General features: G+C 69.6%; 27 protein-coding genes. 14 read left to right on the forward strand and 13 right to left on the reverse strand.

Annotated features, from left to right (window positions below):
- Positions 1-120 precede the first annotated feature (120 nt).
- Together OG580_RS17920 and OG580_RS17925 are read left to right on the forward strand one after the other, a co-directional pair.
- Positions 121-2,904 (forward strand): transglycosylase domain-containing protein, encoded by a 2,784-nt coding sequence (locus OG580_RS17920; protein ID WP_267044684.1) that lies wholly within the window; start codon positions 121-123, stop codon positions 2,902-2,904.
- 120 nt (positions 2,905-3,024) lie between these two features.
- Positions 3,025-4,533, forward strand: a complete 1,509-nt coding sequence (locus OG580_RS17925) for a glycosyltransferase family 87 protein (protein ID WP_267044685.1) — start codon at positions 3,025-3,027, stop codon at positions 4,531-4,533.
- 15 nt (positions 4,534-4,548) lie between these two features.
- Here OG580_RS17925 and OG580_RS17930 read toward each other — a convergent pair whose 3' ends face one another.
- The 3 genes from OG580_RS17930 to OG580_RS17940 all read right to left on the reverse strand — a co-directional run bounded on the left by OG580_RS17930 (position 4,549) and on the right by OG580_RS17940 (position 7,240).
- Positions 4,549-5,580 (reverse strand): alanine racemase, encoded by a 1,032-nt coding sequence (locus OG580_RS17930; RefSeq protein WP_267044686.1) that lies wholly within the window; start codon positions 5,578-5,580, stop codon positions 4,549-4,551.
- A gap of 82 nt (positions 5,581-5,662) precedes the next feature.
- Positions 5,663-6,781, reverse strand: a complete 1,119-nt coding sequence (locus OG580_RS17935) for a peptidoglycan bridge formation glycyltransferase FemA/FemB family protein (RefSeq protein ID WP_267044687.1) — start codon at positions 6,779-6,781, stop codon at positions 5,663-5,665.
- A gap of 141 nt (positions 6,782-6,922) precedes the next feature.
- Positions 6,923-7,240, reverse strand: coding sequence for a hypothetical protein (locus tag OG580_RS17940; protein WP_267044688.1), 318 nt, complete (start codon positions 7,238-7,240; stop codon positions 6,923-6,925).
- Positions 7,241-7,527: 287 nt separating this feature from the next.
- Here OG580_RS17940 and rpsF point away from each other — a divergent pair, with 287 nt between their 5' ends.
- The 4 genes from rpsF to rplI all read left to right on the forward strand — a co-directional run bounded on the left by rpsF (position 7,528) and on the right by rplI (position 9,251).
- Positions 7,528-7,818 carry a 30S ribosomal protein S6 gene (gene rpsF / locus OG580_RS17945; RefSeq protein WP_005482942.1) on the forward strand — a complete coding sequence of 97 codons (291 nt, stop codon included), beginning with the start codon at positions 7,528-7,530 and terminating at the stop codon, positions 7,816-7,818.
- Between the two features lie 73 nt (positions 7,819-7,891).
- The gene (locus OG580_RS17950) at positions 7,892-8,491 is read left to right on the forward strand and encodes a single-stranded DNA-binding protein (protein ID WP_267044689.1); all 600 of its coding nucleotides are present in this window, start codon (positions 7,892-7,894) and stop codon (positions 8,489-8,491) included.
- Between the two features lie 58 nt (positions 8,492-8,549).
- On the forward strand, positions 8,550-8,786 hold the full coding sequence (gene rpsR, locus OG580_RS17955; protein WP_003967857.1) for a 30S ribosomal protein S18: 237 nt from the start codon (positions 8,550-8,552) through the stop codon (positions 8,784-8,786).
- Between the two features lie 18 nt (positions 8,787-8,804).
- On the forward strand, positions 8,805-9,251 hold the full coding sequence (gene rplI, locus OG580_RS17960) for a 50S ribosomal protein L9 (protein WP_267044690.1): 447 nt from the start codon (positions 8,805-8,807) through the stop codon (positions 9,249-9,251).
- A 112-nt stretch (positions 9,252-9,363) separates the two neighbouring features.
- Here rplI and OG580_RS17965 read toward each other — a convergent pair whose 3' ends face one another.
- Positions 9,364-10,701, reverse strand: coding sequence for an MATE family efflux transporter (locus OG580_RS17965; protein WP_267044691.1), 1,338 nt, complete (start codon positions 10,699-10,701; stop codon positions 9,364-9,366).
- Positions 10,702-11,126: 425 nt separating this feature from the next.
- On the opposite strand from OG580_RS17965, the gene dnaB reads away from it, so the two are divergent.
- Positions 11,127-12,608 carry a replicative DNA helicase gene (dnaB, locus tag OG580_RS17970; protein ID WP_267044692.1) on the forward strand — a complete coding sequence of 494 codons (1,482 nt, stop codon included), beginning with the start codon at positions 11,127-11,129 and terminating at the stop codon, positions 12,606-12,608.
- A 20-nt stretch (positions 12,609-12,628) separates the two neighbouring features.
- On the opposite strand, the gene OG580_RS17975 is transcribed toward dnaB, so the two are convergent.
- Positions 12,629-13,549, reverse strand: a complete 921-nt coding sequence (locus OG580_RS17975; protein WP_267044693.1) for an NAD(P)-dependent oxidoreductase — start codon at positions 13,547-13,549, stop codon at positions 12,629-12,631.
- A gap of 81 nt (positions 13,550-13,630) precedes the next feature.
- Here OG580_RS17975 and OG580_RS17980 point away from each other — a divergent pair, with 81 nt between their 5' ends.
- Complete coding sequence (locus OG580_RS17980) at positions 13,631-15,013, forward strand: serine hydrolase (protein ID WP_267044694.1); 1,383 nt, start codon at positions 13,631-13,633, stop codon at positions 15,011-15,013.
- Between the two features lie 97 nt (positions 15,014-15,110).
- Here OG580_RS17980 and OG580_RS17985 read toward each other — a convergent pair whose 3' ends face one another.
- Together OG580_RS17985 and OG580_RS17990 are read right to left on the reverse strand one after the other, a co-directional pair.
- Positions 15,111-15,563, reverse strand: coding sequence for a GNAT family N-acetyltransferase (locus OG580_RS17985; RefSeq protein ID WP_267044695.1), 453 nt, complete (start codon positions 15,561-15,563; stop codon positions 15,111-15,113).
- A 117-nt stretch (positions 15,564-15,680) separates the two neighbouring features.
- Positions 15,681-16,544 (reverse strand): GNAT family N-acetyltransferase, encoded by an 864-nt coding sequence (locus OG580_RS17990; RefSeq protein WP_267044696.1) that lies wholly within the window; start codon positions 16,542-16,544, stop codon positions 15,681-15,683.
- 101 nt (positions 16,545-16,645) lie between these two features.
- Here OG580_RS17990 and OG580_RS17995 point away from each other — a divergent pair, with 101 nt between their 5' ends.
- Positions 16,646-17,317 carry an HAD family phosphatase gene (locus OG580_RS17995; RefSeq protein ID WP_267044697.1) on the forward strand — a complete coding sequence of 224 codons (672 nt, stop codon included), beginning with the start codon at positions 16,646-16,648 and terminating at the stop codon, positions 17,315-17,317.
- Between the two features lie 104 nt (positions 17,318-17,421).
- Complete coding sequence (locus OG580_RS18000; RefSeq protein WP_267044698.1) at positions 17,422-18,579, forward strand: globin domain-containing protein; 1,158 nt, start codon at positions 17,422-17,424, stop codon at positions 18,577-18,579.
- A gap of 7 nt (positions 18,580-18,586) precedes the next feature.
- On the opposite strand, the gene OG580_RS18005 is transcribed toward OG580_RS18000, so the two are convergent.
- The 5 genes from OG580_RS18005 to OG580_RS18025 form a co-directional block, all read right to left on the reverse strand.
- On the reverse strand, positions 18,587-19,066 hold the full coding sequence (locus OG580_RS18005; RefSeq protein ID WP_267044699.1) for an NUDIX domain-containing protein: 480 nt from the start codon (positions 19,064-19,066) through the stop codon (positions 18,587-18,589).
- A 35-nt stretch (positions 19,067-19,101) separates the two neighbouring features.
- Complete coding sequence (locus tag OG580_RS18010; RefSeq protein WP_267044700.1) at positions 19,102-19,998, reverse strand: LysR family transcriptional regulator; 897 nt, start codon at positions 19,996-19,998, stop codon at positions 19,102-19,104.
- Positions 19,999-20,248: 250 nt separating this feature from the next.
- On the reverse strand, positions 20,249-21,418 hold the full coding sequence (locus OG580_RS18015; protein ID WP_267044701.1) for a cystathionine gamma-lyase: 1,170 nt from the start codon (positions 21,416-21,418) through the stop codon (positions 20,249-20,251).
- On the reverse strand, positions 21,415-21,906 hold the full coding sequence (locus OG580_RS18020; protein ID WP_267044702.1) for a low molecular weight protein-tyrosine-phosphatase: 492 nt from the start codon (positions 21,904-21,906) through the stop codon (positions 21,415-21,417). Before OG580_RS18020 ends, OG580_RS18015 begins: the two co-directional genes overlap by 4 nt.
- A 22-nt stretch (positions 21,907-21,928) precedes the next feature.
- Complete coding sequence (locus tag OG580_RS18025; protein WP_267044703.1) at positions 21,929-22,306, reverse strand: phage holin family protein; 378 nt, start codon at positions 22,304-22,306, stop codon at positions 21,929-21,931.
- Positions 22,307-22,356: 50 nt separating this feature from the next.
- On the opposite strand from OG580_RS18025, the gene OG580_RS18030 reads away from it, so the two are divergent.
- The 4 genes from OG580_RS18030 to OG580_RS18045 all read left to right on the forward strand — a co-directional run bounded on the left by OG580_RS18030 (position 22,357) and on the right by OG580_RS18045 (position 24,646).
- Positions 22,357-22,674: a cupin domain-containing protein gene (locus tag OG580_RS18030; protein ID WP_267044704.1), complete on the forward strand. Its 318-nt coding sequence runs from the start codon at positions 22,357-22,359 to the stop codon at positions 22,672-22,674.
- Between the two features lie 172 nt (positions 22,675-22,846).
- Positions 22,847-23,065, forward strand: coding sequence for a DUF5326 family protein (locus OG580_RS18035; RefSeq protein ID WP_267044705.1), 219 nt, complete (start codon positions 22,847-22,849; stop codon positions 23,063-23,065).
- Positions 23,066-23,302: 237 nt separating this feature from the next.
- Positions 23,303-24,073: a helix-turn-helix domain-containing protein gene (locus tag OG580_RS18040; protein WP_323182572.1), complete on the forward strand. Its 771-nt coding sequence runs from the start codon at positions 23,303-23,305 to the stop codon at positions 24,071-24,073.
- A gap of 138 nt (positions 24,074-24,211) precedes the next feature.
- On the forward strand, positions 24,212-24,646 hold the full coding sequence (locus OG580_RS18045; RefSeq protein ID WP_024760447.1) for an SsgA family sporulation/cell division regulator: 435 nt from the start codon (positions 24,212-24,214) through the stop codon (positions 24,644-24,646).
- Positions 24,647-24,772: 126 nt separating this feature from the next.
- Here OG580_RS18045 and OG580_RS18050 read toward each other — a convergent pair whose 3' ends face one another.
- On the reverse strand, positions 24,773-26,137 hold the full coding sequence (locus OG580_RS18050; protein WP_267044707.1) for a YibE/F family protein: 1,365 nt from the start codon (positions 26,135-26,137) through the stop codon (positions 24,773-24,775).

Below are 26,137 nucleotides of genomic sequence, written 5' to 3' on the forward strand. Positions count from 1 at the left end.
GGGTGACCGGCTGCGGTACGGAGGGGCCTCCGATGAGGTTCCGCCCGTGCGCATTTCGGGGGGACCGGAACTCAACTGCCGCTTCCAGGCGTACACGCCTGCCCGAGGAGTAGTCGTTCGATGAGCGAGCATCGTCGCAAAATGACGCCGCAGGAGCCGCCGACGGGTGGCCGCGCGGCGGCACGACGCGCTGCCCAGCAGCCGGTGGGCCGCAGGTCGGCCCCGGCACAGGATGTCGGTAGGGGGGCCCCGTCGGCCTCGTACGGGCCGCCTTCCTCCCACGGGGAGGAGGAGCGCCCCTACGGCGGTCGCGCGGAGGCCCGGAGGGCTGCCCAGCGCGGCAGCCGCCGAAGGGGCGCCGAAGTCGGCCCGGGGGGTCCCGGTGGCCCTGGCGGTCCTGGTGGTCCTGGTGGAGGACGGCGCGGTGGCGGCGGCGGTCGCGGCAGCGGTCCGGGGCGCGGTCCCGGCGGCCATCCGCCGCGCAAGAAGCGCATCATCGACTACCCGCGCCACGACAAGTACGGCTGGCGTCGCTGGATGCCCTCGTGGAAGCTCGTGACGGGCACGTTCCTGGTGTTCGTCGGCGTGCTGATGGGCGGCGCGGTCTTCGCGTACTCCAATGTGGTCGTTCCGAAGGAAGACGCGACCGCGACGTCGCAGAACAACATCTACTACTGGGCCGACGGCACGCGCATGGTCGCGACCGGCAGTGGTACGAACCGTCAGATCGTGGGCATCGCGGAGATCCCGAGGGTCATGCAGGAGGCCGTGGTCTCGGCCGAGAACAAGACCTTCTGGACCGACTCGGGCATCGACCCGATGGGTATCGGCCGCGCCGTGTGGAACATGGCCAAGGGCGGTGAGACCCAGGGCGGTTCGACGATCACCCAGCAGTACGTGAAGAACAACCGGCTCAACGACCAGTCGCAGACCCTCACCCGGAAGGTGAAGGAACTCTTCATCTCCATGAAGGTCGGCAACGAGTCCGACAAGCCGACCATCATGGCCGGCTACCTGAACACCGCGTACTACGGTCGCGGCGCCTACGGCATCCAGGCGGCCTCGCGTGCGTACTTCGACAAGAACTCCAGGGACCTCAACGCCAGTGAGTCGGCGCTGCTCACCGCGGTGCTGAAGGGTGCGACGTACTACGACCCCGCCGGCTACCCCGAGATCGACCCCGAGGCCACGCCCACGAAGAACCTCGACCGGGCCACCAAGCGGTGGAGCTGGATCCTCGACGAGATGGTCAAGGACAAGAAGATCACGGCCGAGGAGCGTGCCAAGTACACGACGTTCCCCAAGGTCCAGAAGCGCAAGCAGGACGCGGCGCTGACCGGCCAGATCGGCTACCTCGTCGGCACGGCCAAGGCGAACTTCGTCAACAACAACACCCAGGGCATCGGCACCAAGGAACTGGAGCGCGGCGGCTACGAGATCTACACCACCTTCGAGAAGAAGAAGGTGGACGCGCTCGCGGCCGCGGTCAAGAAGGTCTACGACGAGAACATCGACCCGGAGAAGCGGCCGACGAAGGACACCAACGTCCAGTTCGGCGGCGCCTCCGTCGACACGAAGACCGGCGCGCTCCTCGCGATCTACGGCGGCCAGGACGCCACCAAGCACTTCACCAACAACGCCGACACCACCGGTGCTCAGGTCGGATCGACCTTCAAGCCCTTCGTGCTGGCCGCCGCGATGAAGGACGGCGTCCGGGACAAGGACCTCGGTCCCGTCCAGGACGCGTCCTCCCGCACGATCGTGGACCCGGACAAGAGCCGTTACTCCGGCAAGAACGAGCTGAAGATCCGGGACTACAAGGGCGAGATCTGGGAGAACGAGAAGGGGGAGGAGTGGCTCCAGACCAATGACGGCGACCAGAGCTACGGCCCCATGACCCTTCGCCGAGCCATGATCAAGTCGGCCAACTCGCCGTACGTGCAGCTCGGCATGGACATCGGCATCGACAAGGTCCGTGATGCCGCCGTCCGCGCGGGTCTGCGCGAGGACTCCCTCGTCAAGGGCGAGGTGCCCTCCTTCTCCCTCGGTATCTCCAGCCCGAGCGCGATCCGGATGGCCGGCGCCTACGCGACCTTCGCCAACAACGGTGAGCAGAACGACCCGTTCTCGGTGACCAAGGTGCTCAAGGGCGGGAAGACGATCTACAAGCACGAGGCCAAGACCGTGCAGGCCTTCTCGCCGGCCATCGCCGGTAACGTCACCGACGTCCTCCGGGACGTCGTGGAGGACCCTGAGGGCACCGGTAACAACGCCGCGATCCCGGGCCGTGCCGTGGCCGGCAAGACCGGTACGACCGACGGCAACCGGTCGGCCTGGTTCGTGGGCTACACCCCGCAGCTGTCGACCGCCATCGACATGTACCGCTACGACGACGACGAGACGAAGAAGAACCGCGAGTTCGAGAAGATGTACGGCACGGGTGGCAAGGACACGATCCACGGTTCGTCGTTCCCGTCGCAGATCTGGAACGACTACATGACGGACGCCGTCGCGGGCATGCCGGACCTGAAGTTCCCCGAGCCCGAGAAGCTGGAGGACGCCAAGGCGGTCTTCGGCGGTGGCGCTCCCAGCCCGACGCCGACGCCGACGGCCACCCCGACGCCCACCGAGACCTCGGCGACGCCGACGACGGAGCCGCCGACGACGACTCCCCCGGCCGTTCCGACGACGACTCCCCCGGCGACCAGGACGCCGAAGCCGGGCAAGACGACGTGCAACGTCTGGGACTTCGACTGCAACACCTCGGGCGGCAACACCGGTCAGCCCACGACCACGGCGCCCACCACGACCACGGCGCCGACACCGACCGGTTCGGCGACGACGGAGGACCCGGACAACGGGAACGGCAAACCCGGTGGTGTGGACGGGGCCTGGACTCCCTGATCCCTTCCGCCCCTCCGCAGGGCACGCAGTGAGGGCCGCCGCGTCCGTCCGTACCTTCCGTACGGACCGGACGCGGCGGCCCTCGTCGTATTGCCAGGGTCGTACGGCAGGATGTCCCCCATGCCGAGCCTCCAGAAGACGCCCGCGCCGCAGGACCGGCCGCAGGGCCCGCCGGCGGTCATCCCCACCCATCGGGACGAGGTGGCCGCCGCGGGCAGCGAGCTGATCGGCGGTCCCTTCGGCCGCCGTGCCCTGATCGGCGGTGGTCAGTTCACACCGGTGCGGGTGATCGCCCTCGTGGCCATCGGGATGTTCGCCCTCGGCATGGTGCAGAAACTGCCCTGCTACAACTGGGCCTGGTTCCGGGGCACCACCTCCCAGTACACCCACGCGTGCTACTCGGACATCCCGCACCTCTTCTCGGGGCGGGGCTTCGCCGACGGCCTGGTGCCCTACTTCGACCGGCTGACCGGCGACATACCGTTTCTGGAGTACCCGGTGCTGACGGGTCTCTTCATGGAGGTCGCGTCCTGGCTGACGCCCGGCGGCGGCTCCATGGACCACCGCGAGCAGACGTTCTGGATGGTCAACGCGGGCATGCTGATGGTCTGTGCGGCCGTCCTCGCCGTCTGTGTGGCGCGGACGCACCGCCGACGCCCCTGGGACGGCCTCCTGGTCGCCCTGGCGCCCTCCGTCGCGCTCACCGCCACGATCAACTGGGACATACTGGCCGTCGCCCTGACCTCCGCCGCGGTCCTGCTGTGGTCACGCGGCCGGCCGCTCGGCTTCGGCATCCTGCTCGGTCTCGCCACCGCCGCGAAGTTCTACCCGATACTGCTCCTCGTCCCGCTGCTGCTGCTCTGCTGGCGTGCGGGGAAGTGGCGGGAGTACGGGACCGCGGTGCTGGGCGCGGTCGGCGCGTGGCTGGTCGTGAACCTGCCCGTGATGCTGGCGGCTCCCGAGGGGTGGAAGCAGTTCTACCTCTTCAGCCGCGACCGGAACGTCGACTTCGGTTCGGTCTGGCTGCTGGTCAGCCAGCGGGCGGGCGTCTCGATCTCGCCGGAGAAGGCCAATCTGTACGCGCTGATGCTCATGCTCGTGGCGGTGGTGGCGCTCGGCTTCCTGGCGTTCAACGCTCCCCGCAGGCCCCGCTTCGTCCAGCTGGCCTTCCTGGTCGTCGCCGCGTTCGTCCTGACCAACAAGGTCTACTCGCCGCAGTACGTGCTCTGGCTCGTGCCGCTCGCGGCGCTCGCCCGGCCGCGCTGGCGCGACTTCCTGATCTGGCAGGCGTGCGAGGTCATGTACTTCCTGGGCATCTGGATGTACCTGGCGTTCATGAACAGCGGCAACAAGCAGGGACTGCCGGTCGACGGCTACCAGTTCGCGATCGTCCTGCATCTGCTCGGCACGCTGTACCTGTGCGTCATGGTCGTACGCGACATCCTCATGCCCGAGAAGGACCCGGTCCGGCAGGACGGCTCGGACGACCCCTCGGGGGGCGTCCTGGACGGCGCGGAGGACGTCTTCGTGACGGGCAGGGCGGCGCACCCGGCCCGGCACGCCGCACCCGCGGCCGAAGGGCCGCGGGTGGAGTGGGGCGCCCCCGAGGAGCAGAGCTCCCGGGGGTGAGCGGTCTCGGCCGGCTCAGCGCTCGACGAGCCGGTCGAACTGCGTCGTGGTGTGGCGCAGGTGCGCCACCAGCTCGTCGCCCACACGGGGCTCCTGGGCGTCGGAGGGCACGAACAGGATCGACACCTGCATGTGCGGCGGCTCGGCGAACCAGCGCTGCTTGCCCGCCCAGACGAAGGGCGACAGGTTCCGGTTGACCGTGGCCAGGCCGGCCCGGGCGACGCCCTTGGCGCGCGGCATGACGCCGTGCATCGCCTTGGGGGCCTCCAGGCCCACGCCGTGCGAGGTGCCGCCGGCGACGACGACGAGCCAGCCGTCCGACGCGGCCTTCTGCTGGCGGTAGCCGAACCGGTCACCCTTGGCGACCCGGGTCACGTCGAGGACCGCACCCCGGTACTCGGTGGCCTCGTGGTCGCCCAGCCAGAGCCGGGTGCCGATCCGCGCGCGGAACTGGGTCTGCGGGAACTGCTGCTGGAGCCGGGCCTGCTCCTCGGCCCGCAGGTGGCTCACGAACATGGTGTGCAGCGGCAGCCGGGCGGTCCGCAGCCGGTCCATCCAGCCGATGACCTCCTCGACGGCGTCGGTGCCGTCCGGACGGTCCAGCGGGAGGTGCAGGGCGAAGCCCTCCAGGCGTACGTCCTCGATGGCGGAGTGGAGCTGGTGGAGCTCCTCCTCACGGACGCCGTGCCGCTTCATCGAGCTCATGCACTCGATCACGACGCGGGCGCCCACCAGGGCGTGGACGCCGTCCACGGAGGAGACGGAGCGGATGACCCGGTCCGGCAGCGGAACCGGTTCCTCACCCCGTCGGAACGGGGTCAGGACCAGCAGGTCACCGCTGAACCAGTCCTTGATCTTCGCGGCTTCGTAGGTGGTGCCGACCGCGAGCATGTCGGCACCGAACCGGGCGGCCTCGTCGGCGAGGCGCTCGTGCCCGAAGCCGTAGCCGTTGCCCTTGCAGACCGGGATCACACCGGGGAACTGGTCGATGACGGTCTTCTGGTGCGCGCGCCAGCGAGCGGTGTCGACGTAGAGGGAGAGCGCCATGGCCGGCCCGGAACCTTTCTGGTGGCAGCGGTGTATCAAAGATATGTACGAGACTACGGAACAGTCACCGGAGCGACGCGGCTCAGCGGCGCGACATGTAGATGTCGAGCGCCTTGTGCAGCAGCTTGTTCAGCGGGAAGTCCCACTCGCCGACGTACTCGACGGCCTCGCCGCCCGTTCCCACCTTGAACTGGATGAGCCCGAAGAGGTGGTCGGTCTCGTCGAGCGAGTCCGAGATGCCCCGCAGGTCGTAGACGGTCGCGCCCATGGCGTAGGCGTCGCGGAGCATCCGCCACTGCATCGCGTTCGAGGGCCGGACCTCGCGGCCGATGTTGTCGGAGGCGCCGTAGGAGTACCAGACGTGCCCGCCGACGACGAGCATGGTCGCGGCGGACAGGTTCACGCCGTTGTGGCGGGCGAAGTAGAGCCGCATGCGGTTGGGGTCCTCGTTGTTGAGGACGGTCCACATGCGCTGGAAGTACGAGAGCGGGCGCGGCCGGAAGTGGTCACGGACGGCCGTGATCTCGTAGAGCCGCTGCCACTCGGCCAGGTCCTCGTAGCCGCCCTGGACGACCTCGACACCGGCCTTCTCGGCCTTCTTGATGTTGCGGCGCCACAGCTGGTTGAAGCCCTTGAGGACGTCGTCGAGCGAGCGGTTCGCGAGCGGGACCTGGAAGACGTACCGCGGCTGGACGTCACCGAAGCCGGCGCCGCCGTCCTCGGCCTGCTGCCAGCCCATCTTCCGCAGCCGGTCCGCCACTTCGAAGGCACGCGGCTCGATGTGGGTGGCCTCGACGTCCTTGAGGCGCTTGACGTCCGGGTCCTGGATACCGGACTTGATGGCGGCCGAGTCCCAGCGGCGGATGACGACCGGCGGGCCCATCTTCACCGAGAACGCGCCCTGCTGCTTGAGGTGCGCCAGCATCGGCTGCAGCCAGTCGTCGAGGTTCGGCGCGTGCCAGTTGATGACCGGGCCCTCGGGCAGGTAGGCGAGGTAGCGCTTGATCTTCGGAAGCTGGCGGTAGAGCACCAGGCCGGCACCGACGAGCTCACCGTTCTTGTCGAACCAACCCAGGTTCTCCGAGCGCCACTCGGTCTTCACATCAGCCCACGCCGGGACCTGGCAGTGGCTCGCGGCGGGCTGGCTCTGGATGAATCCCAGATGCTGCTCGCGGCTGATGGTCCTCAGGGTCAGGCTCATGCGGGGCGCTCCTCGGCAGGTGTGTCCCCATCGGTCAGGGGCTCCGGCTCTCGCGCCGAAGCCTACTGTGACCGGGGAGCGCCCCGACTGGGCGTGTACGCCCTGACGTGCCGCTGGGCCCGCCCTGACGTGCCGCCGGGCTCAGCCGCTGATGACGCCCCCGAAGAGACCGCCGTGTGCCATGCCGAGGTAGAAGCCCAGCGCCGCCGCCCCGAGTCCGACGACCAGGGCGAAACGCTCGCGGGTCGTCACGGAGATGAACTGTCCGTAGGCCCCGGTCAGGATGCCGATCAGCCCCGCCCACGAACTCAGCAGATGGAGGCTGTGGAACTGGGCGGTGACGAAGGCGAGGACTCCCAGCACCAGCGTCACGCCGACGAGCGTGTCCTGGAGCGGGTGTGGCTTGCCGTCGGTCGCGAAGAGGGAGTGGCCGGGGTCGGGTCGCATTGCCTGTGCCATGAGGGCACCTCCTGGCGTGCCTGCCGGACGGCGGCGCATCTTAGCGCCGCCGACATCCGATGTGTACAGATTGCGTCCCCTCACCGCTGAATTTCAACCGCAGGCCGATGTGCGGGTACTCTGTACGGTCTGCACCGGTGTCTGCCCAGGTCCGTCCTGGATCTCGACCGTGCCCGCTCGCTCGTCGAGGGGGAACTGTCAGTGGCGGCGGATACCGTTGTTACGCATCACGACCCTCCTGCCACGGAACGACCGTGGCCGCTGAGTCCAAAGGAGGTGGGTTCCACATGCGTCACTACGAGGTGATGGTCATCCTCGACCCCGATCTGGAGGAGCGCGCTGTCGCCCCCCTGATCGAGAACTTCCTCTCCGTCGTCCGTGAGGGCAACGGAAAGGTCGAGAAGGTCGACACCTGGGGCCGTCGTCGTCTCTCGTACGAGATCAAGAAGAAGCCCGAGGGCATCTACTCGGTCATCGACCTGCAGGCCGAGCCTGCGGTCGTCAAGGAGCTCGACCGCCAGATGAACCTGAACGAGTCGGTCCTCCGGACCAAGGTCCTCCGTCCCGAGACCCACTGAGCATCTAGCTCAGAGGTCATCGGGTTCGAGTAGCTACAAGCAGCCAGAAGCAATCCCGCCGAGAGGTTCCCCCATGGCAGGCGAGACCGTCATCACGGTCGTCGGCAATCTTGTCGACGACCCCGAGCTGCGCTTCACCCCGTCCGGTGCGGCGGTCGCGAAGTTCCGTATCGCGTCCACCCCCCGCACCTTCGACCGTCAGACCAACGAGTGGAAGGACGGCGAGAGCCTCTTCCTCACCTGCTCGGTCTGGCGTCAGGCGGCGGAGAACGTCGCCGAGTCGCTTCAGCGAGGCATGCGCGTCGTCGTGCAGGGCCGACTGAAGCAGCGGTCCTACGAGGACCGTGAGGGCGTCAAGCGCACGGTCTACGAGCTGGACGTCGAGGAAGTCGGCCCCAGCCTCAAGAACGCCACGGCCAAGGTCACCAAGACCACTGGTCGCGGTGGTCAGGGCGGCTATGGCGGCGGCGGTGGTGGCCAGCAGCAGGGCGGCGGTAGCTGGGGTGGAAACTCCGGCGGCGCTCCGCAGGGTGGTGGCGGTGCTCCCGCCGACGACCCGTGGGCGACCGGTGCACCTGCGGGCGGCTCCGGCGGCCAGCAGGGCGGCGGAAGCAGCGGCGGCAGCTGGGGTGGAAACTCCGGCGGTGGCTACTCGGACGAGCCTCCCTTCTAGGGCACACGCCCTCGAAGCAGCTCGTACCCATACTTCTTGATCACACAGGAGAAACACCATGGCGAAGCCGCCTGTGCGCAAGCCTAAGAAGAAGGTCTGCGCGTTCTGCAAGGACAAGACCCAGTACGTGGACTACAAGGACACGAACATGCTGCGGAAGTTCATTTCCGACCGTGGCAAGATCCGTGCCCGCCGCGTGACCGGCAACTGCACGCAGCACCAGCGTGACGTCGCCACGGCCGTCAAGAACAGCCGTGAGATGGCGCTGCTGCCCTACACGTCCACCGCGCGATAAGGAAAGGGTGACCGAAAAATGAAGATCATCCTGACCCACGAGGTCTCTGGCCTCGGCACCGCCGGCGACGTCGTCGACGTCAAGGACGGCTACGCTCGCAACTACCTGGTCCCGCGTGGTTTCGCGATCCGCTGGACCAAGGGTGGCGAGAAGGACGTGGCGCAGATCCGCCGCGCCCGCAAGATCCACGAGATCGCGACCATCGAGCAGGCCAACGAGATCAAGGCCCGCCTCGAGGGTACGAAGGTTCGCCTGGCCGTTCGCTCCGGCGACGCCGGCCGTCTCTTCGGCTCCGTGACCCCGGCCGACATCGCCTCGGCGATCAAGACCGCGGGTGGCCCCGACGTCGACAAGCGTCGCGTCGAGCTCGGTTCGCCGATCAAGACCCTGGGCTCGCACCAGGTGTCCGTGCGTCTGCACCCCGAGGTTGCCGCGAAGCTCGGCGTCGAGGTCGTCGCCGCGTAACGCTGCCCTTGGCAGTCTGCGCTCAGCAGTGAGGAAGGGCCGCACCCCTCGGGGTGCGGCCCTTCCGCCGTTCCGTCCTCCGCCGGCCCTTCCGCCGTTTCACGTGGAACCGTCAGCGTGTGGCGCCCGTGACGATCCAGCGGCCGGAGCGCGCGCGGAGCCAGAGCGTCGCCATCCGGACCGTCATCATCAGGGTCATCGCCCACCAGAGGGCGGTCAGTCCGCCGCCGAGTACCGGAACGAGCAGGGCGACCGGGGCGAAGACCACCAGCGTCAGCAGCATGGCCCAGGCCAGATAGGGGCCGTCGCCCGCACCCATGAGGACACCGTCGAGGACGAAGACGACCCCGGAGATCGGCTGCGAGAGCGCGACCACGAGCAGGGCGGGCAGCAGGGTGTCCTGGACGGTGGCGTCGCTGGTGAAGAGTGGGATGAAGAGGGGGCGGGCGCCGATGAGGAGGGCGCCGAGCACCACACCGGAGAGCACGCCCCACTGGACCATGCGGCGGCAGACCTGGCGGGCGCCGTCGGCATCGTTCGCGCCGAGATAGCGGCCGATGATGGCCTGGCCCGCGATGGCGATCGCGTCGAGGGCGAAGGCCATCAGGCTCCACAGCGACAGGATGATCTGGTGGGCGGCGACCTCGGCGTCACCCATTCGGGCCGCGACGGCGGTGGCGATCATGAGGACCGCGCGGAGCGAGAGCGTACGGACCAGGAGGGGGGCGCCTGCCTGGGCGGAGGCGCGGATGCCGGCCGGATCCGGGCGGAGAGAGGCGCCGTGGCGCCGGGCGCCTCGTACGACCACGACCAGGTAGGCGGCGGCCATGCCGCACTGCGCGATGACCGTGCCCCAGGCCGAGCCCGCGATCCCCAGCCCGGCGCCGTAGACCAGTCCGAGGTTGAGCGCCCCGTTGACCGTGAAGCCGCCGATGGCCACGTAGAGCGGTGTACGGGTGTCCTGGAGGCCGCGCAGGACACCGGTGGCGGCCAGGACGACCAGCATGGCGGGGATGCCGAGGCTGGAGATCCGCAGATAGGTGACGGCGTAGGGAGCGGCGGTGTCGGAGGCGCCGAAGAGGTCGACGAGCCAGGGCGCCGTGGGCAGGGTGAGGGCGACGACGGCGGCGCCGAGGAGGAGGGCGAGCCAGATGCCGTCCATGCCCTGGCGGATCGCGGCCTGGAGGTCGCCCGCGCCGACGCGCCGGGCGACGGCAGCCGTGGTCGCATAGGCGAGGAAGACGAAGACGCTGACGGCGGTGGACAGCAGTGCGGCGGCGATCGCGAGACCCGCGAGTTGGGGGGTGCCGAGGTGGCCGACGATGGCACTGTCGACGATGAGGAAGAGCGGCTCGGCGACGAGGGCACCGAAGGCCGGCAGGGCGAGGGAGACGATCTCGCGGTCGTGCTGTCGGCGGACGGCCTTGGAGCTCGCGGGGGCCTGGGTCATGGGGGTCAATCTAATCTTCCACAGGTAAGAGATGCAATGCACTAGAGGCTATTACTTGTGGATGGCGCGGGGCTTCGGGTGTGGGCCGTTTGTTCTGATCTTGGGCCGGGTGGAAAAGTTTTTCTCCCCCACAGGTCATCGATGGGAAAGATGCAGGTCAGGTGGGTGGGGGGCGGGGGTCTATGAGTTTGTCCACATGACTGTCCCCCGGTCCGTGCACAGGATCCGGGGAGTTCTCCACAGCATCTGGCCCTTCATCCACAGGCCCTGTGGATAACCAGATTGGCTGACGCTCCCCGCGGGCCTACCGTGGACCGGCGCCCGACGTGCCAGCGGCGGTCGCGAAGCCACTTGTTGATGAAGGCCGTGGCGTAGGAAAGAGTGGCACGGCGAGGTCCGCGGAGCGGACGGGAGGAGGTGGCTCGGTGAGCGTTCCTGAGCCCATGGACGACCCTTGGGCCGACAGCGGACCGAGCGACCGGCTGCCCACCCGTACCCGAGGAGAAGGGCGCGGCCGGGGCCGCGGGCGCGACGACCAGCACGAGCGGGGCAGCGACGGCCAGTGGGACGGCGGACTCTCCGCCTTCGAGCGCGTCCCCCCGCAGGACCTCGACGCCGAGCAGTCCGTCCTCGGCGGCATGCTGCTCTCCAAGGACGCCATCGCGGACGTCGTGGAGATCATCAAGGGCAACGACTTCTACAAGCCCGCCCACGAGACCGTCTACGCGGCGATCCTCGACCTCTACGCCAAGGGCGAGCCCGCCGACCCCATCACGGTCGGCGCCGAGCTCACCAAGCGCGGCGAGATCACCCGCGTCGGTGGTGCCTCCTACCTCCACACCCTGGTCCAGTCGGTACCGACCGCGGCCAACGCCTCGTACTACGCCGAGATCGTCCACGAGCGCGCGGTCCTGCGCCGCCTCGTGGAGGCCGGCACCAAGATCACGCAGATGGGTTACGCGGCCGACGGAGACGTCGACGAGATCGTGAACTCGGCCCAGGCCGAGATCTACGCGGTCACCGAGCAGCGCACCACCGAGGACTACCTGCCGCTCGGCGACATCATGGAGGGGGCGCTCGACGAGATCGAGGCGATCGGCTCCCGCAGCGGCGAGATGACGGGTGTGCCGACCGGCTTCACCGACCTCGACTCGCTCACCAACGGGCTGCACCCCGGCCAGATGATCATCATCGCAGCCCGTCCCGCCATGGGTAAGTCGACCCTCGCCCTGGACTTCGCCCGCGCGGCCTCCATCAAGCACAACCTGCCCAGCGTCATCTTCTCCCTCGAAATGGGCCGCAACGAGATCGCGATGCGCCTTCTCTCGGCGGAGGCCCGGGTCGCGCTCCACCACATGCGCTCCGGCACGATGACCGACGAGGACTGGACGCGCCTCGCCCGGCGTATGCCGGACGTGTCCCAGGCGCCCCTGTACATCGACGACTCCCCGAACCTGTCGATGATGGAGATCCGGGCGAAGTGCCGCCGGCTCAAGCAGCGCAACGGCCTCAAGCTCGTGATCATCGACTACCTCCAGCTGATGCAGTCCGGCGGCTCGAAGCGGCAGGAGAGCCGCCAGCAGGAGGTCTCCGACATGTCGCGAAACCTCAAGCTCCTCGCCAAGGAGCTGGAGCTGCCCGTGATCGCGCTCTCCCAGCTGAACCGTGGTCCCGAGCAGCGCACCGACAAGAAGCCCATGGTCTCCGACCTGCGTGAGTCGGGATCGATCGAGCAGGACGCCGACATGGTGATCCTGCTGCACCGCGAGGACGCCTACGAGAAGGAGTCCCCGAGGGCGGGCGAGGCCGACATCATCGTGGGCAAGCACCGTAACGGCCCGACGGCCACGATCACCGTGGCCTTCCAGGGCCACTACTCACGCTTCGTGGACATGGCCCAGACCTGACCGGAAGCCCACCCGGTCGGTCAGACGGCCGCCGGGCCGGCGTTCGCGAGGGTGCGTACGCCGGTGAGGCTGTCGTCGTGGGTGGGGGACCAACCGAGCTCTCGCTCGGCCTTGCTCGCGTCGAGGCGGAGTTGGCTCGTCATGGCGGTGTGGGCCAGCGGTGCCGGCTTGAGCAGCCAGAGCGGGACCCGCAGGGGACGGGGGGCTCCGAAGGCCGCGGCGACTTCCCGGATGTGCCGGCCGAAGGGGAGCGGGGTGCGGTCCGCGATGTTGTACGCCTGGCCCGGAGTGCCGCTCTCGACCGCGAGGACGACGGCCCGTGCCGCGTCGTCGACGTCCACCCAGGAGAGGGCGCGTCCGTGGTCGGCGACCACGGGCAGTGCCCGCTTGCGCAGCAGGGGGACCATGTCGTCGTCGGTGACCCCGGCGCCGTAGAAGAAGCCGAAGCGCAGGCTGACCGCTTCGAGGCCCTCCGCGGTGAAGGCCATCCGCTCCTTGGCGCGCATGGCGCCGACGTGGCGCTCCAGCCAGGCGTCGGTGCCACGTGGGCCGAAGGGAGTGTTCTCCTCGGTGATGAGGCCGGTGCCGTGGTCCCCGTATCCGTAGCCGAACATCATCGACTCGACCACGAACCGGCGTGCGCCGGTGGCGCGGGCGGCGGCGAGCAGGTTCTCGGTGCCCCGGGTCCGCAGGGCGTTGGTCGTCGCCATGCTCCGGTGACGGGCCATGGACTCGCCCTGGAGAGCGGTCGCCGCGTGGATGACCACGTCGAAGGTGAGCCCGTCCACGGCCCCGAGGACCGCGTCGGTGTCCAGCAGGTCGGCGCGCAGGGTGTTCGTGGCGCTCCGTCCGAGCCCCGATACCTCGTGGCCCGCCGCGGTCAGCTGCCGGGTGGCGCTCCTGCCCAGTACGCCGCTCGCTCCTGCCAGCAGAACCTTCATGTCCGTGCTCCCTTCCGATCCGGTGATGTCCATGGGACGGATCGGGAAGCTTCGCATGTGACATCACGTTGGACGGGATCTATGACGACATCATTCGAAGCCCTGTTGCCCGGTACCGAGCGGGCCCTGCTGCACCGTGTCGCGGTCGCCCAGTCCGAGGGGCGCACGCCCTCCTTCGTCGGGGCCGTGGTCCGTGACGGAGCGATGGTGTGGAGCGGTTCGCGCAGTTGCGTGGACGGGCACGCACCGGACGCCGACACGCAGTTCAGGATCGGCTCCCTCACCAAGGTGTTCACGGCCGTGCTGGTGATGCGGCTGCGGGACGAGGGGCTCCTCGACCTCGACGATCCGCTGGAGCGACACCTCAAGGGGACGGGGGTCGGTGAGGTGACGATCGCCCAACTCCTCGGCCACAGCGGTGGCCTCGCCGCCGAGACGCCCGGCCAGTGGTGGGAGCGGTCCTCCGCCGCCCTGCGGCCGGAGCTCTCCGACGTCCTGGGGGAGCGGCCCTCCCTGCAGGTCCCGGGACGGCGCTTCCACTACTCCAACCCCGGCTACACGCTGCTGGGTTCGCTCGTCGAGGCGATCCGGGGGATCTCCTGGGAGGAGGCGCTGCGCGGCGAGATCCTGGAGCCGCTGGGGATGGGCCGAACGACGCTCGACCCGGTCGCCCCGCACGCGGGTGGCTGGGCGGTGCACCCCTGGGCCGATGTGATGCTGTCCGAACCGTCCGAACACCTGGGGTTGATGGCGCCGGCCGGGCAGCTGTGGTCGACCGCTGCGGACCTCGCCCGGTTCGCCGCGTTTCTCGCGGCAGGCGACGAGCGGGTGCTCGGGGCGGCCTCCGTGGAGGAGATGCGGGCGCCGGCCTCCCCCGACGGCGAGGGCGACTGGGAGGGGAGCTACGGGCTCGGTCTGCAGCTGCTGCGCCGGGACGGACGGACACTGATCGGCCACACCGGCTCGCTCCCGGGCTTCGTCGCCTGTCTCTGGGTGAGCGTGGAGGACGGACTGGCGGGGATCGCCCTCGCCAATGCCACCTCGGGGCCGCCGATCGCGGCCGTGGCGGCCGATCTCGTACGGATCGTGGCGGACGCCGAGCCGAGGTTCCCGGAGCCGTGGCGCCCGCTTCCGGAGGCCGAGGTCGACGAGGAGCTGCTGTCGCTGACCGGGCCCTGGTACTGGGGCACGTACTCCTACGGGCTCCGGCTCGGTCCTGACCGCTCCGTGCTGCTGGAGCCGCTGCGGGGCGCCGGGAGGAAGGCTCGTTTCCGGGCGCTGGCCGAGGGCGGCTGGGTCGGGCTCGACGGCTACTACGCGGGGGAGACCCTCCGGGTGGTGCGGCGTCCCGACGGCAGCGTGAGCCACCTCGACCTGGGGTCCTTCGTCTTCACCCGGGAGCCGTACGAGCCGGGGGGCGCGGTGCCGGGCGGGGTGGACGAGGCGGGCTGGCGCGGCCTCTGAGCCGTCCGTCCGGTGGTTTGCCCTGAGGCTTCCACCTCGGGTTTCACGTGAAACAGCGCGCCGGCTCGCACCCGGCGCGCTGTCCCTTTGGTCGGCCTCAGAGGCTCTTCTTGAAACCCACGTGGGAGGCCTCGAAACCGAGCCGCTCATAGAAGCGGTGGGCGTCGGTACGCGTGACGTCCGAGGTCAGCTGGACGAGCCGGCAGTCCTGGCGGCCGGACTCCTCGACGGCCCATTCGATGAGCCGGGTCCCGAGGCCGCTGCCCCGCTCGTCGGCGTGGATGCGGACGCCTTCGATGATCGAGCGGGTGGTGCCCCGGCGGGAGAGCCCGGGGATCACCGTCAGCTGGAGCGTGCCGACGATCTTGTCGCCACGGACAGCCACGACGACGTGCTGGTGGGGGTCGTTCGCGAGGCGCTCGAAGGCGGCGAGGTACGGAGCGAGGTCGTCGGGGGACTCGCGCTGCGCACCCAGCGGGTCGTCGGCGAGCATCGCGACGATGGCCGGGAGGTCCGTGGTGACAGCGGGACGTATCTCAAGATCACTCATGCCCCGCAGCGTACGCACGTGCGACCGCCGTCGCCGTGTCAGGCGGTGATGCTCACGCCCTCCACGACCTGGACCAGCGCGGCCGGCTTGGGGAGCCCCAGGGATTCCGCGCCGGGACTATCCCGCCGCGACGGTCAGCGGGGCGAAGCGGCGGCGCCAGTCACCGGGGAGGTCGGGGAGGGAGCGGACCATCACCGAGGTGGTGGCGATCGAGCCGATGCCGTTCTCCTTGGCCCAGCTCAACAGCTCCGTGTGGCGCACGTCGATGTCCGTGCGCAGCGGCCGGTCGGTGGCGGTGGCCAGGGAGGCGATCAGCGCCTGGGCCGTGGCCGGGTCCTTCGCGATCAGCGGCCCCACGACATGGGTGTCCATGTTGGGCCAGGCGGCCGCGAAGCCGGTGATCTCGCCGTCCTCCTCCGCGACCCGGAGGTGGTCCGCGAACGCGGGCAGCCTCGTGATGATGTGCGTGCGGTCGAGACCGAAGACCTCGTGGTCCAGACGCAGGATCGCCGGGAGGTCCTCGGCCGTCGCGGGCCGGACGGGGACGTCGGGGGCGGGGGTGGTGAAGTCGAACTGCCCGCACACCATCTCGGCCCGGCTCGTCTCGACGAAGCCCAGCTGCTCGTACAGGGGCTGTCCGTTGGCCGTGGCGTACAAGGTGAGTGGGGTGTCGCCGCTCTCCGCGAGGACGTGCCGCATGAGCCGGCGTGCCACTCCCTGGCGCGCGTACCGCTCCGAGACGAGCACCATGCCGATCGCGGCGAGCCCCGGGCCGTACGAGGTGACCACGCAACAGGTGATCAGTCCCGTGCCGTCCGGGTCGTCGATGCCGTAGCCGGTTCCCGAGGTGAGCAGATGGCCCCACTTGTATTCCTCGCGCAGCCATCCCCGGTTCTCCGAGAGGTCGGCGCAGGCGAGGAGGTCGTCCGAGGTGAGGCGCCGGATGGGGAGCTGAGCGAGAGCGGAGGAGGAAGTCGGCATGCTTCTCAGGCTGTCCGAAGCGGTGATCCGCCGTCCACTGCTTTACGGAATCAGGCCGACACCCGAGGGGGGTGTTGATTCCTTCGCGGGGGATGCGGACGATGTTTCACGTGGAACCGAGAGAATCCGTGGAACCCCGGCCCGGCCGGCTGCACCTCTTCGACCTCGACGGCACGCTGATCCGTGGGTCGGCCGCCGCGGTGGAGATCTCCCGGCAGCTGGGTCTCGTCGAGGAGATCGCCGCACTGGAGGCAGGGTTCCTGCGGGGGCTCACTCCGGACGAGTTCGCCGTACGGGCCCGCGCGCTCTGGTCCACGCTCACATCGGAGCAGGTCGCGGCCGCCTTCGCGGGGGCGCCGTGGCTGGCGGGCATCCGCGAGGTCTGGGCGGACATCAGGGCCCGGGGCGAGCGCTGCGCGGTCATCTCCCTCTCGCCGGACTTCTTCGTCGAGCGACTGCTCGACTGGGGCGTCGACACGACACACGGTTCACGCTGGCCGGCCGTCCCCTTCGTCGAGCCGATCCACCGGCCCGGCATCCTCGACGCGGCGGCGAAGGTACGGATCGCCCGGGAGCTCTGCGAGGGGTACGGGGTGGGGTGGGCCGACTGCGTGGCCTACGGGGACTCGATGTCCGACGCCGAGCTCTTCACGGTCGTGCGGCACACCGTGGCCGTCAACGCGGACCACCATCTCGCCGGGCTCTCCCGCCACAGCTACACCGGGGGAGACCTGCGCGAGGCCTACGCCTTGGTCCGAAACAGCGCAGCTTAGCCAGAAACGAGGTCCTATGGACCGAGAACGCCTCTTTCCGCCTGAAGTTGCACCGCCGCCGCCATACTGCGAGCACGGAAGCCGGCCAGCGCGAGGCGAGGCACATGATGGATGCTCCGACCACTACGAAGGACGGGGCGGAGGCCCGAATATCCGAAGGGGCCTCCCCCGACGCGGTTCTGGTCCGCCGTACGCTGGCGGAGATCGCGCCCGTCGCCGATCAGGTGACCTCGTACTTCTACGCCCTGCTCTTCGTCCGGAACCCCGAGTTGCGCGACATGTTCCCCGTGGCCATGGACGCCCAGCGGGACCGGCTCCTGAAGGCCCTCCTGGCTGCGGCCGAGCACATGGACGACGTACCGGTCCTCACCGCTTATCTGGAGAACCTCGGCAGGGGGCACCGCAAGTACGGCACTCAGGCCGCCCACTACCCGGCCGTCGGCGAGGCCCTCATCGGCGCCCTCGTCCGGTACGCCACGGATAGCTGGGGCGAGGAGACCGAGGCGGCCTGGGTCCGTACGTACACGACGATCTCCCAGATCATGATCGACGCCGCCGCGGAGGACGAGCGGCAGGCGCCCGCCTGGTGGCAGGCCGAGGTGGTCACCCATGATCTGCGCACCTCCGACGTCGCCGTCGTCACCCTCCGCCCCGACCAGCCGTACCCCTTCCTGGCGGGGCAGTACACGACGCTGGAGACGCCCTGGTGGCCGCGGATATGGCGTCACTACTCCTTCGCCTCGGCTCCTCGGCCCGACGGACTGCTCTCCCTCCACGTCAAGGCGGTCCCGGCGGGCTGGGTGTCGAACGCTCTGGTGCACCGGGCGCGCCCCGGGGACGTGCTGCGCCTCGGTCCGCCGGCCGGCTCCATGACGGTCGACCACTCCACCGACAGCGGACTGCTCTGCCTGGGCGGCGGTACCGGGATAGCGCCGATCAAGGCCCTGGTCGAGGACGTGGCCGAGCATGGGGACCGGCGTCCGGTCGACGTCTTCTACGGCGCGCGCAGCGCCCACGACCTCTACGACATCGACACGATGCTGCGGCTCCAGAAGACCTTCCCCTGGCTCTCCGTGCACCCCGTCGTCGAGAGGCAGGGGTGCCTCCCGGACGCCGTCTGCCGCTACGGGTCATGGGCGGAGCGCGATGCCTACCTCTCGGGTCCGCTCGGCATGGTCCGCCGAGGGGTCGACGCCCTGCGCGGAGTAGGGGTGCCCTCGGACCGCATCCGGCACGACTTCCTGGCGGAGCTCACCGCGTGAGTGCCGATCAACCCAGGTCGGGGGCGTGCATGGCGCGGACCCCCTCGATGTTGCCGTCGAGGTAGTGGCGCAGGGAGAGCGGGACGAGGTGGACGGCGGCGATGCCGACCCGGCTGAACGGCACCCGGACGATCTCGTACTCGCCGACCGGCTCGTCGATCTCGGGGCCGTGCCGCAGGGAGGGGTCCATGGAGTCGAGTCGGCACACGAAGAAGTGCTGGACCTTCACTCCGGAGACCCCGCCGTCGACGATGTGCTCGACGGTGTCGACGAAGCAGGGCACCACATCGGTGATCTTGGCGCCGAGCTCCTCGTGCACCTCGCGGTGCAGGGCCTCGACGACGGTGGTGTCGGATGGCTCCACGCCGCCGCCGGGCGTGAGCCAGTAGGGATCCATCCCTGGCTTGGTGCGTTTGATGAGGACGAGATCGTCCCCGTCGAGCAGGATGGCGCGTGCGGTGCGCTTGATCACGGGCCGTTCGGTCATGGGAAGAAAATGGCCCGTACGCGGTGTCCTGAAACTCACCAGTCCCCTGCGGCGTGCAGCAGGCACTCGTGGGCCCGTGCGATCGGGGACAGCGCGAGCGTGCCGGTCCGCACCACCAGGAAGTAGGTCCGCAGCGGCGGCACCGGAGGGTCGAGCAGCGCCACGAGCCGCCCCTGCTCCAGTGCCTCCTCGCACAGATAGCGCGGCAGGACGGCAAGACCGGCACCGGAAGCGGCGGAGTCCCGTACGGCCCGCAGGTCGGGGGCGATCACGGTCGCTGCCGCCGCCGGCTCGGTCTCGAAGACGGCCGCCCAGTAGCGGGAGACGAACGGCAGCGACTCGTGCACCTCGACCACCGGAAGCTGTTCCAGGACCACGGAGCCCTTGCGGAGCAGAACGTCCGGGGAGAGCCGGGCCGCCCAACGAGGGGCCGCGACCAGGACGTGCTCCTCGTCGCAGAGGGGGGTCGCGACGAAGAGACCACCGCGCGGGCGGGCGGTGGTGAGGGCCAGATCGTGGTGGCCCGCCGCGAGCCCGTCGAGGGTCTCCTCCGCGTTGCCCAGGAACGAGGCCCGTACGGCGAGCCCCTGGCCGACCAGCGGGGTGAGGGCGGGCAGCGCGCGGAGCGCGGTGAACTCCGGTGGGCCGGCGACATGAAGGGTGCGGACGGTGCTCTCCTCGGCGAGGCCGTTCTCGGCGATCTCGACCAGGGCGTCCAGATGGGGGGCGGCGCGGTGTGCGAGCTCGTCCCCGATCGTGGTCGGCGTGACCCCGCGCGCCCGTCTGAGGAAGAGCGGTCGGCCCAACTGCCGTTCCAGGGTCCGGATCTGGCTGGTGACGGCGGGCTGGGAGAGTCCCAGGAGCGCGGCGGCGCGGGTGAAGGAGCCGGCCCGGTGCACCGCGACGAACGTGCGCAGCAGGGCCAGATCCATGTCCGCCCCCTCCCGGCCGTGCGGCCGTTCGACTCAGGCGGTCGGCTGACTGCGCCTCAGGAACGTCCAACTATAAATAAGTCGATAGGTCTCTGTCGCTACCGTGATTGGACACTGACGCACAGTCAACTAGCCTTGTTCAGGCGGTCTCCGCGCGTGGAACCGAGGGCGTTCCGAGCCACGAGGGGGGAGGTTCGGAGCGCCCCGTTCCGCGCCCGGCCGACGCCGGGCGCGGCAGCGAAGCGCGGACTCAGCCGGCGGCTCCGGCTTCGTCGAGCGCCCGCAGGACGTCGGCGATCAGGTCCTCGGGATCTTCGGCTCCCACCGAGAACCGGATGAAGCCCTCGGGGACCGCGTCCCCGCCCCAGCGTCCGCGCCGCTCCGCCGTGGAACGCACCCCGCCGAAGCTGGTGGCGTCGTCCACGAGCCGCAGCTCCTCCAGGAACCGCTCGGCCCGCTTCCGGTCCGCGAGCTCGAAGGAGACCACCGGCCCGAAGCGCCGCATCTGCCGGGCGGCCACCGCGTGCGAGGGGTCGCCGGGCAGCCCCGGGTAGCGCAGCCCGGTCACGTCCGCGCGCCCTTCGAGGACGCGCGCGAGGGACAGGGCGGTGGAGCACTGTCGGTCGATCCGCAGCTGGAGGGTGGACAGCGAACGGTGGGCGAGCCAGGCCTCCATGGGGCCGGGGATCGCGCCGACGACCTTGCGCCAGCGCCGTACCTCCGCCGCCCGCAGCGGGTCCCGGCAGCTCACGTGCCCGAGCAGGACGTCGCCGTGGCCGGTCATGCCCTTGGTGTCGCTGGCGACGGAGAAGTCCGCGCCCAGCTGCAGGGGCCGCTGACCGAGCGGGGTGGCGAGGGTGTTGTCGACGGCGACGAGGGCCCCCGCGGCGTGCGCCTCGCGCACCAGGCGGCGGATGTCGCAGACATCGAGGCCGGGGTTGGACGGGCTCTCGATCCACAGCAGCCGGGCCCCTTCGAGAAGGGCGAGCTGCCCGTCGCCGCCGGTCGGCGCCGTACGGACCTCGATGCCGTACGCCCTCAGCTGCTCGTGCAGCAGCGGCAGGGCCTGGTATCCGTCGGTCGGCAGCACCACCGCGTCGCCGGCCTTCAGCTGGGAGAGGAGGACGGCGGAGATCGCGGCCATGCCGGAAGCGAAGACCAGCGTCTCGACGCCCTGCTCCCCCGGCGCCTCCAGCTCGCCGATCGCCCGTTCCAGGTGGGTCCAGGTGGGATTCTCGTCGCGGCCGTAGGTGTACGGGCCGGTCGGCTCCCCCGGCAGGTGGAAGTGGGCCGCGAAGACCGGGCCCGGCAGGGTCGGTTCGTACTTCACGGGCTCGGGAAGCCCGGCCCGGACGGCGAGGGTGCCGTCGCCGAGCGCGGCGGCCGTCCGCCGCTCGGGGTCGCTTGCCTGGTCGGTCACGCTGTCCGCTCCTCCACTTCCATACGTACGGCCGCGAGCAGTCCCCCGCTCGCGGCCTCCACCATCGACAGGCACTCCTCGAACCCCTCGCGGCCCCCGTAGTAGGGGTCGGGGACGTCCAGCGCGTCCCCCGCGGCAGGGTCGTAGGAGCGCAGCAGTCGTATCTTCGCCGCCTCTTCGGGGGTACGGGCCAGCATCCGGAGCTCCCGTACGTGCCCCTCGTCCAGCGCGATCACCAGGTCGAGGGCGGAGAACCAGGAGGCCTGGAATCGGCGGGCGGAGTGCGCCGACGTGTAGCCGTTGTCCTCCAGGACGGCGACCGTGCGCGGGTCCGCGCCGTCGCCCTCGTGCCAGCCGCCGGTCCCCGCGCTGTCGACCTCCACCGCTCCGCCGAGGCCGGCCTCCTCCACATGGCTGCGGAAGACGTGCTCGGCCATCGGGGAGCGGCAGATGTTGCCCGTGCAGACGAAGCAGACGCGGTAGGTCATGGTCGCCAACTCGGTCGCCGGCTCAGTCGCCGTCGGGGAGCACGATGTTCAGCGCCCACGAGACCAGGGAGATGATCAGGCCACCGAGGATGGCGGTCCAGAAGCCCTCCACGTGGAAGCTGAGGTCGAACTGCTCGGCCAGCCACGACGTGAGGAGCAGCATCAGGGCGTTGACCACGAGGGTGATCAGGCCGAGGGTCAGAATGAAGAGCGGCAGCGTCAGCAGCTTGACGAGAGGCTTGACCAGGACGTTCACCAGCCCGAAGACCAGGGCGACGAGAATGAGGGTCAGGGCTTTGTTGCCGGTGCTCTCACCGGTCAGGGTGATGTCCTGGAGCAGCCAGATGGCGACTCCCAGGGCGCCCGCGTTGGCGAGCGTCTTGACTACGAAATTCTTCATGTGTCTGATCGTGGCAGACATGATCGGGCCAAGGCAGGGGCGGACGGGCAATGAAGGCATTCCGGCTGGACGAACTGGAGGCGGAGCGTGCCGCGAACCAGGGCGCCTATCTCCAGTTCCTGCGGGAGCGGAACATGTCGGTGGGCCTGTACGCGTTGGATGCCGGGGCGCTCGACCCGCAGCAGCCGCACGGCCAGGACGAGGTGTACTTCGTGGTGAGCGGCCGCGCGGCGATCACCGTCGGGGCGGAGACGACCCAGGTGGCGCGCGGCAGCGTGGTCTACGTGCCGGCGGGGGTGCCGCACAAGTTCCACCACATCAGCGAGGACTTGCGGGTCATGGTGGTCTTCTCCCCTCCGGAGAGCTGAACTTCTCCCCCTTCGGAGAGCTGAACCCCGAGGTGGCGGTGGTGACCCCCTAGGGGGCGGATCAGGGGAGAGCGGGGGCCGCGGGGCCCCCGTGGGCCGTTTTCCGCCCCTAGCCTTGAGGGTGTTCGGCGCAGAGCGCGCGGAACGGATCTTCGGGATCGAGGTAAGGACCATGGCCGTACAGGAGATGCTCGCGGGAATGCCCTGGTGGGTGAAGTGGGTCGCCATACCCGCTCTGGCCCTGCTGGTCTTCGGCGGACTGATCACCAGCGTCCTGACCATCGTGTTCGCACTGCTCTTCAAGGTGCTGCTCTTCGTGGCCCTCGTCGCCGGACTGCTCTACGTCGTGCGGAAGTTCAAGGGCTCCGCCGGGTCGCGCGAGGACTGGTAGCACAAGCTACCGCGCGGTATGAAGCCGATGGCCTGGATTAGCCCGGGCGGGGGAACGCACCCGCGGAATCCGGGCGGAGATCCCGGGGCTGCCACTACAGTGGAATTTCTCCGCCGTGTTGGGGACTACAGGTGTAGACCTCCTTACTGACCAGCGGTTTCCCAGGCCCGGCGGGCGCGCGGGGGCGGCCCCCGCGGGCGGATGCAATGCATCCGTCGTCACGCCTGGGGGTGACCTTTGGCCACGGCTACGCATGCGGCTGCACCTACGCTGATCGGCTCGGTGCAGCGAGCGCTGAGACTCCTGGAGGCCGTGTCCTCCCATGCGGACGGCGCCCCCGCCAAACAGCTCGCCCGTGAGACGGGCCTTCCGCTGCCCACCACGTACCACCTGCTCCGCACTCTGACGCACGAGGGATACCTGCGTCGCGAGAAGGGTGTGTTCGTCCTGGGTGACGCCGCCGTCCGACTGGCCGGCGGCGGAGCTGTGCAGAATCGTCGCATCAAGATCGAGGACTCCCTTGCCCGCTGGCGGGACGAGATCGGTGTGCCGGTGTACTTCGCCCTCTACCGCGAGGGCGAGATCGAGCTCGTCGCCGTCGCGGACACCCCCTCCGCCCCCGCTGTGGAGGAGTGGGCCGACTTCCGCGAGACCGCGCACGCCCACGCGATCGGGCAGTGTCTCCTGAGCCAACTCGATCTGAAGACTCGTCAAGACCACCTCGATCGCCACCCGGTGGAAGCCATCACTCCGTACACGGTGCGTAACCGCCGCGTCCTTATGGAGCGTTTGGGCGGTTTGGGGCGAATGGAACCCCTGGTGGAGCGTCAGGAATATGCGCTCGGCACGGTCTGTGCCGCCATCCCCATCACCGCGGGCTCGGCGGCGGCTGCGATGGCCATTTCCCTCCCCCTCCACCAGGAAGAACGGTTGCTCCCAGCAGTCGAGCGGCTACGTACGGAGATCGGGAGGCTCTTCAGCTCGCTCGCGTTCTCTATCAGTATCTGAAAAATCACTCCTTGTGATCTGCTAGCGCTTACAGCACGATTGCGTCAAGAGGGCCACGGGGGATCATTCCTGGCCGTTTCGGTCACAGCTTTCAGCAGCTGTGTTTACACAACTGCTTCATCTACTGCGGGGTACATGATGCGAGAGTCGGTTCAGGCCGAGGTCCTGATGAGCTTCCTCGTCTCCGAGGAGCTCTGCTTCAAGATCCCAGTCGAGCTGCGATACGAGACCCGGGATCCTTACGCGGTGCGGATGACCTTCCACCTTCCCGGGGACGCGCCCGTGACCTGGGCGTTCGGCCGGGAACTGCTGCTCGACGGGATCAACCGGCCGAGCGGGGACGGCGATGTGCACATCGCCCCGACGGACCCCGAGGGGCTCTCGGACGTCTCCATCCGGCTTCAGGTGGGCGGCGACCGAGCCCTGTTCCGGGCGAGCGCGCCGCCGCTGGTCGCCTTCCTCGACCGCACGGACAAGTTGGTTCCGCTTGGTCAGGAACGGACACTCGGTGACTTCGAGGACAACCTGGAGGCCGCACTCGGCCGGATTCTGGCCGAGGAGAACGCGGGCTGACACCGGGTACGGGACGGGGGCGGGGGAACGGATCGAACCCGCCCTCACCCGGAGCCCTGACTCGGGGCCCGTCACCCGGAGCCCTGACCCGGGGCCTGCCACGCGGAGCCCCTGACCCGGGGCCTGCTACTTCGCGCGGCGGCGCCGACCTCCCCGTGCCGACGCCCGGGGCTTGACCTCGGTGTCGGATCCCGGCCGGTCGGCGGAGACGACCAGCGCCGCGAGGACCGTGGTGAGCGGCACGGAGGCGACGAGTCCGATCGAACCGACCAGCGTTCGGACGATCTCCACCGCGACCAACTCGCTGTTGGCCACCGTGCCCATGCTGCTCTGCGCGATCGAGAAGAGCAGCAGCAGTGGCAGGGCGGCGCCCGCGTAGGCGAGGACCAGGGTGTTCACGACCGAGGCGATGTGGTCGCGGCCGATGCGGATCCCGGCCCGGTACAGCGCGCGCGGCCCCATGCTCGGATCGGCCTGGTGCAGCTCCCAGACCGCCGAGGTCTGGGTGACGGTCACGTCGTCGAGCACACCGAGCGAACCGATGATGATGCTCGCGAGGAGCAGGCCGGACATGTCGATGTTCGGGTACAGGCCGTGGATCAGGCCGGTGTTGTCGTCGGTGTTGCCGCTCAGCGAGGCCCAGCCGATGAAGACCGAGCCGAGCAGACCGATCAGCAGCAGCGAGATCAGCGTGCCGAGCACGGCGACCGAGGTGCGGGCCGACAGCCCATGGCACATGTAGAGCGCGATCAGCATGATCGCGCTCGACCCGACCACCGCCACGACCAGCGGATTCGAGCCCTGCAGGATCGCCGGCAGGATGAAGAACATCAGCACGAGGAAGCTCACGACGAGCGCGATGAGCGCCATCACGCCCCGCATCCGGCCGACGGCCACGACCGCGAGGGCGAAGATTCCGGCGAGCACCGCCAACGGGACCTTCCGGTTCACGTCGGTCACCGAGTACTGCAGGTCGCGCGGGGCGTCGGGGGCGTACGCCACCACCACGCCCTGTCCCTCGTGCAGTTGACGCGGCGCGTCGGGCTGCACGATCTCGGTGAACGTACGCCCCTTGTTCGGGCCGCTGGTGACCTCGATCGTCGCCTTCTCGCACTGCCCCTGCTGGGCGTTGACCGCCTCGCGCCCCGCCGGGGTGGAGGTGTCGCCGGTCGGCGGGACCTGGGCGGCGTTCACGTCCGCGCAGTCGACCTGCTCGACGGAGACGACCGTGCCCTGCTCGGTCTGCCGGTCGAAACCGACCCCGGTGCGCTCGTGCGCCGGAGTGCCGCCGGGCCAGAGGACCGCGAGCCCGACCACGACGGCGGTGGCGAAGGGGATCAGGACGGCGGCGATGACCTTGCGCAGATGCCGGGAGACGGGGGCGGCGGGGCCGTGGCTGTGGCTGTGGCCATGGCCGGGTTCATGGCCGGGGCCGGGTTCATGACCATGGCCGTGGCCGTGCGGCTCGGAGGGCTGCTGGGGGGAAGTCAC

Origin of the sequence: Streptomyces sp. NBC_00094 (genome assembly GCF_026343125.1) — a bacterium.
GTDB lineage: Bacteria > Actinomycetota > Actinomycetes > Streptomycetales > Streptomycetaceae > Streptomyces.

Bases quoted from the DNA above. Each gene is read 5' to 3' on its own strand.
- OG580_RS17920 (WP_267044684.1), top strand. From the start codon at position 121: ATGAGCGAGCATCGTCGCAAAATGACGCCGCAGGAGCCGCCGACGGGT.
- OG580_RS17925 (WP_267044685.1), top strand. From the start codon at position 3,025: ATGCCGAGCCTCCAGAAGACGCCCGCGCCGCAGGACCGGCCGCAGGGC.
- OG580_RS17930 (WP_267044686.1), bottom strand. From the start codon at position 5,580: ATGGCGCTCTCCCTCTACGTCGACACCGCTCGCTGGCGCGCGCACCAG.
- OG580_RS17935 (WP_267044687.1), bottom strand. From the start codon at position 6,781: ATGAGCCTGACCCTGAGGACCATCAGCCGCGAGCAGCATCTGGGATTC.
- OG580_RS17940 (WP_267044688.1), bottom strand. From the start codon at position 7,240: ATGGCACAGGCAATGCGACCCGACCCCGGCCACTCCCTCTTCGCGACC.
- rpsF (WP_005482942.1), top strand. From the start codon at position 7,528: ATGCGTCACTACGAGGTGATGGTCATCCTCGACCCCGATCTGGAGGAG.
- OG580_RS17950 (WP_267044689.1), top strand. From the start codon at position 7,892: ATGGCAGGCGAGACCGTCATCACGGTCGTCGGCAATCTTGTCGACGAC.
- rpsR (WP_003967857.1), top strand. From the start codon at position 8,550: ATGGCGAAGCCGCCTGTGCGCAAGCCTAAGAAGAAGGTCTGCGCGTTC.
- rplI (WP_267044690.1), top strand. From the start codon at position 8,805: ATGAAGATCATCCTGACCCACGAGGTCTCTGGCCTCGGCACCGCCGGC.
- OG580_RS17965 (WP_267044691.1), bottom strand. From the start codon at position 10,701: ATGACCCAGGCCCCCGCGAGCTCCAAGGCCGTCCGCCGACAGCACGAC.
- OG580_RS17975 (WP_267044693.1), bottom strand. From the start codon at position 13,549: ATGAAGGTTCTGCTGGCAGGAGCGAGCGGCGTACTGGGCAGGAGCGCC.
- OG580_RS17980 (WP_267044694.1), top strand. From the start codon at position 13,631: ATGACGACATCATTCGAAGCCCTGTTGCCCGGTACCGAGCGGGCCCTG.
- OG580_RS17985 (WP_267044695.1), bottom strand. From the start codon at position 15,563: ATGAGTGATCTTGAGATACGTCCCGCTGTCACCACGGACCTCCCGGCC.
- OG580_RS17990 (WP_267044696.1), bottom strand. From the start codon at position 16,544: ATGCCGACTTCCTCCTCCGCTCTCGCTCAGCTCCCCATCCGGCGCCTC.
- OG580_RS17995 (WP_267044697.1), top strand. From the start codon at position 16,646: ATGTTTCACGTGGAACCGAGAGAATCCGTGGAACCCCGGCCCGGCCGG.
- OG580_RS18000 (WP_267044698.1), top strand. From the start codon at position 17,422: ATGATGGATGCTCCGACCACTACGAAGGACGGGGCGGAGGCCCGAATA.
- OG580_RS18005 (WP_267044699.1), bottom strand. From the start codon at position 19,066: ATGACCGAACGGCCCGTGATCAAGCGCACCGCACGCGCCATCCTGCTC.
- OG580_RS18010 (WP_267044700.1), bottom strand. From the start codon at position 19,998: ATGGATCTGGCCCTGCTGCGCACGTTCGTCGCGGTGCACCGGGCCGGC.
- OG580_RS18020 (WP_267044702.1), bottom strand. From the start codon at position 21,906: ATGACCTACCGCGTCTGCTTCGTCTGCACGGGCAACATCTGCCGCTCC.
- OG580_RS18025 (WP_267044703.1), bottom strand. From the start codon at position 22,306: ATGAAGAATTTCGTAGTCAAGACGCTCGCCAACGCGGGCGCCCTGGGA.
- OG580_RS18030 (WP_267044704.1), top strand. From the start codon at position 22,357: ATGAAGGCATTCCGGCTGGACGAACTGGAGGCGGAGCGTGCCGCGAAC.
- OG580_RS18035 (WP_267044705.1), top strand. From the start codon at position 22,847: ATGGCCGTACAGGAGATGCTCGCGGGAATGCCCTGGTGGGTGAAGTGG.
- OG580_RS18045 (WP_024760447.1), top strand. From the start codon at position 24,212: ATGCGAGAGTCGGTTCAGGCCGAGGTCCTGATGAGCTTCCTCGTCTCC.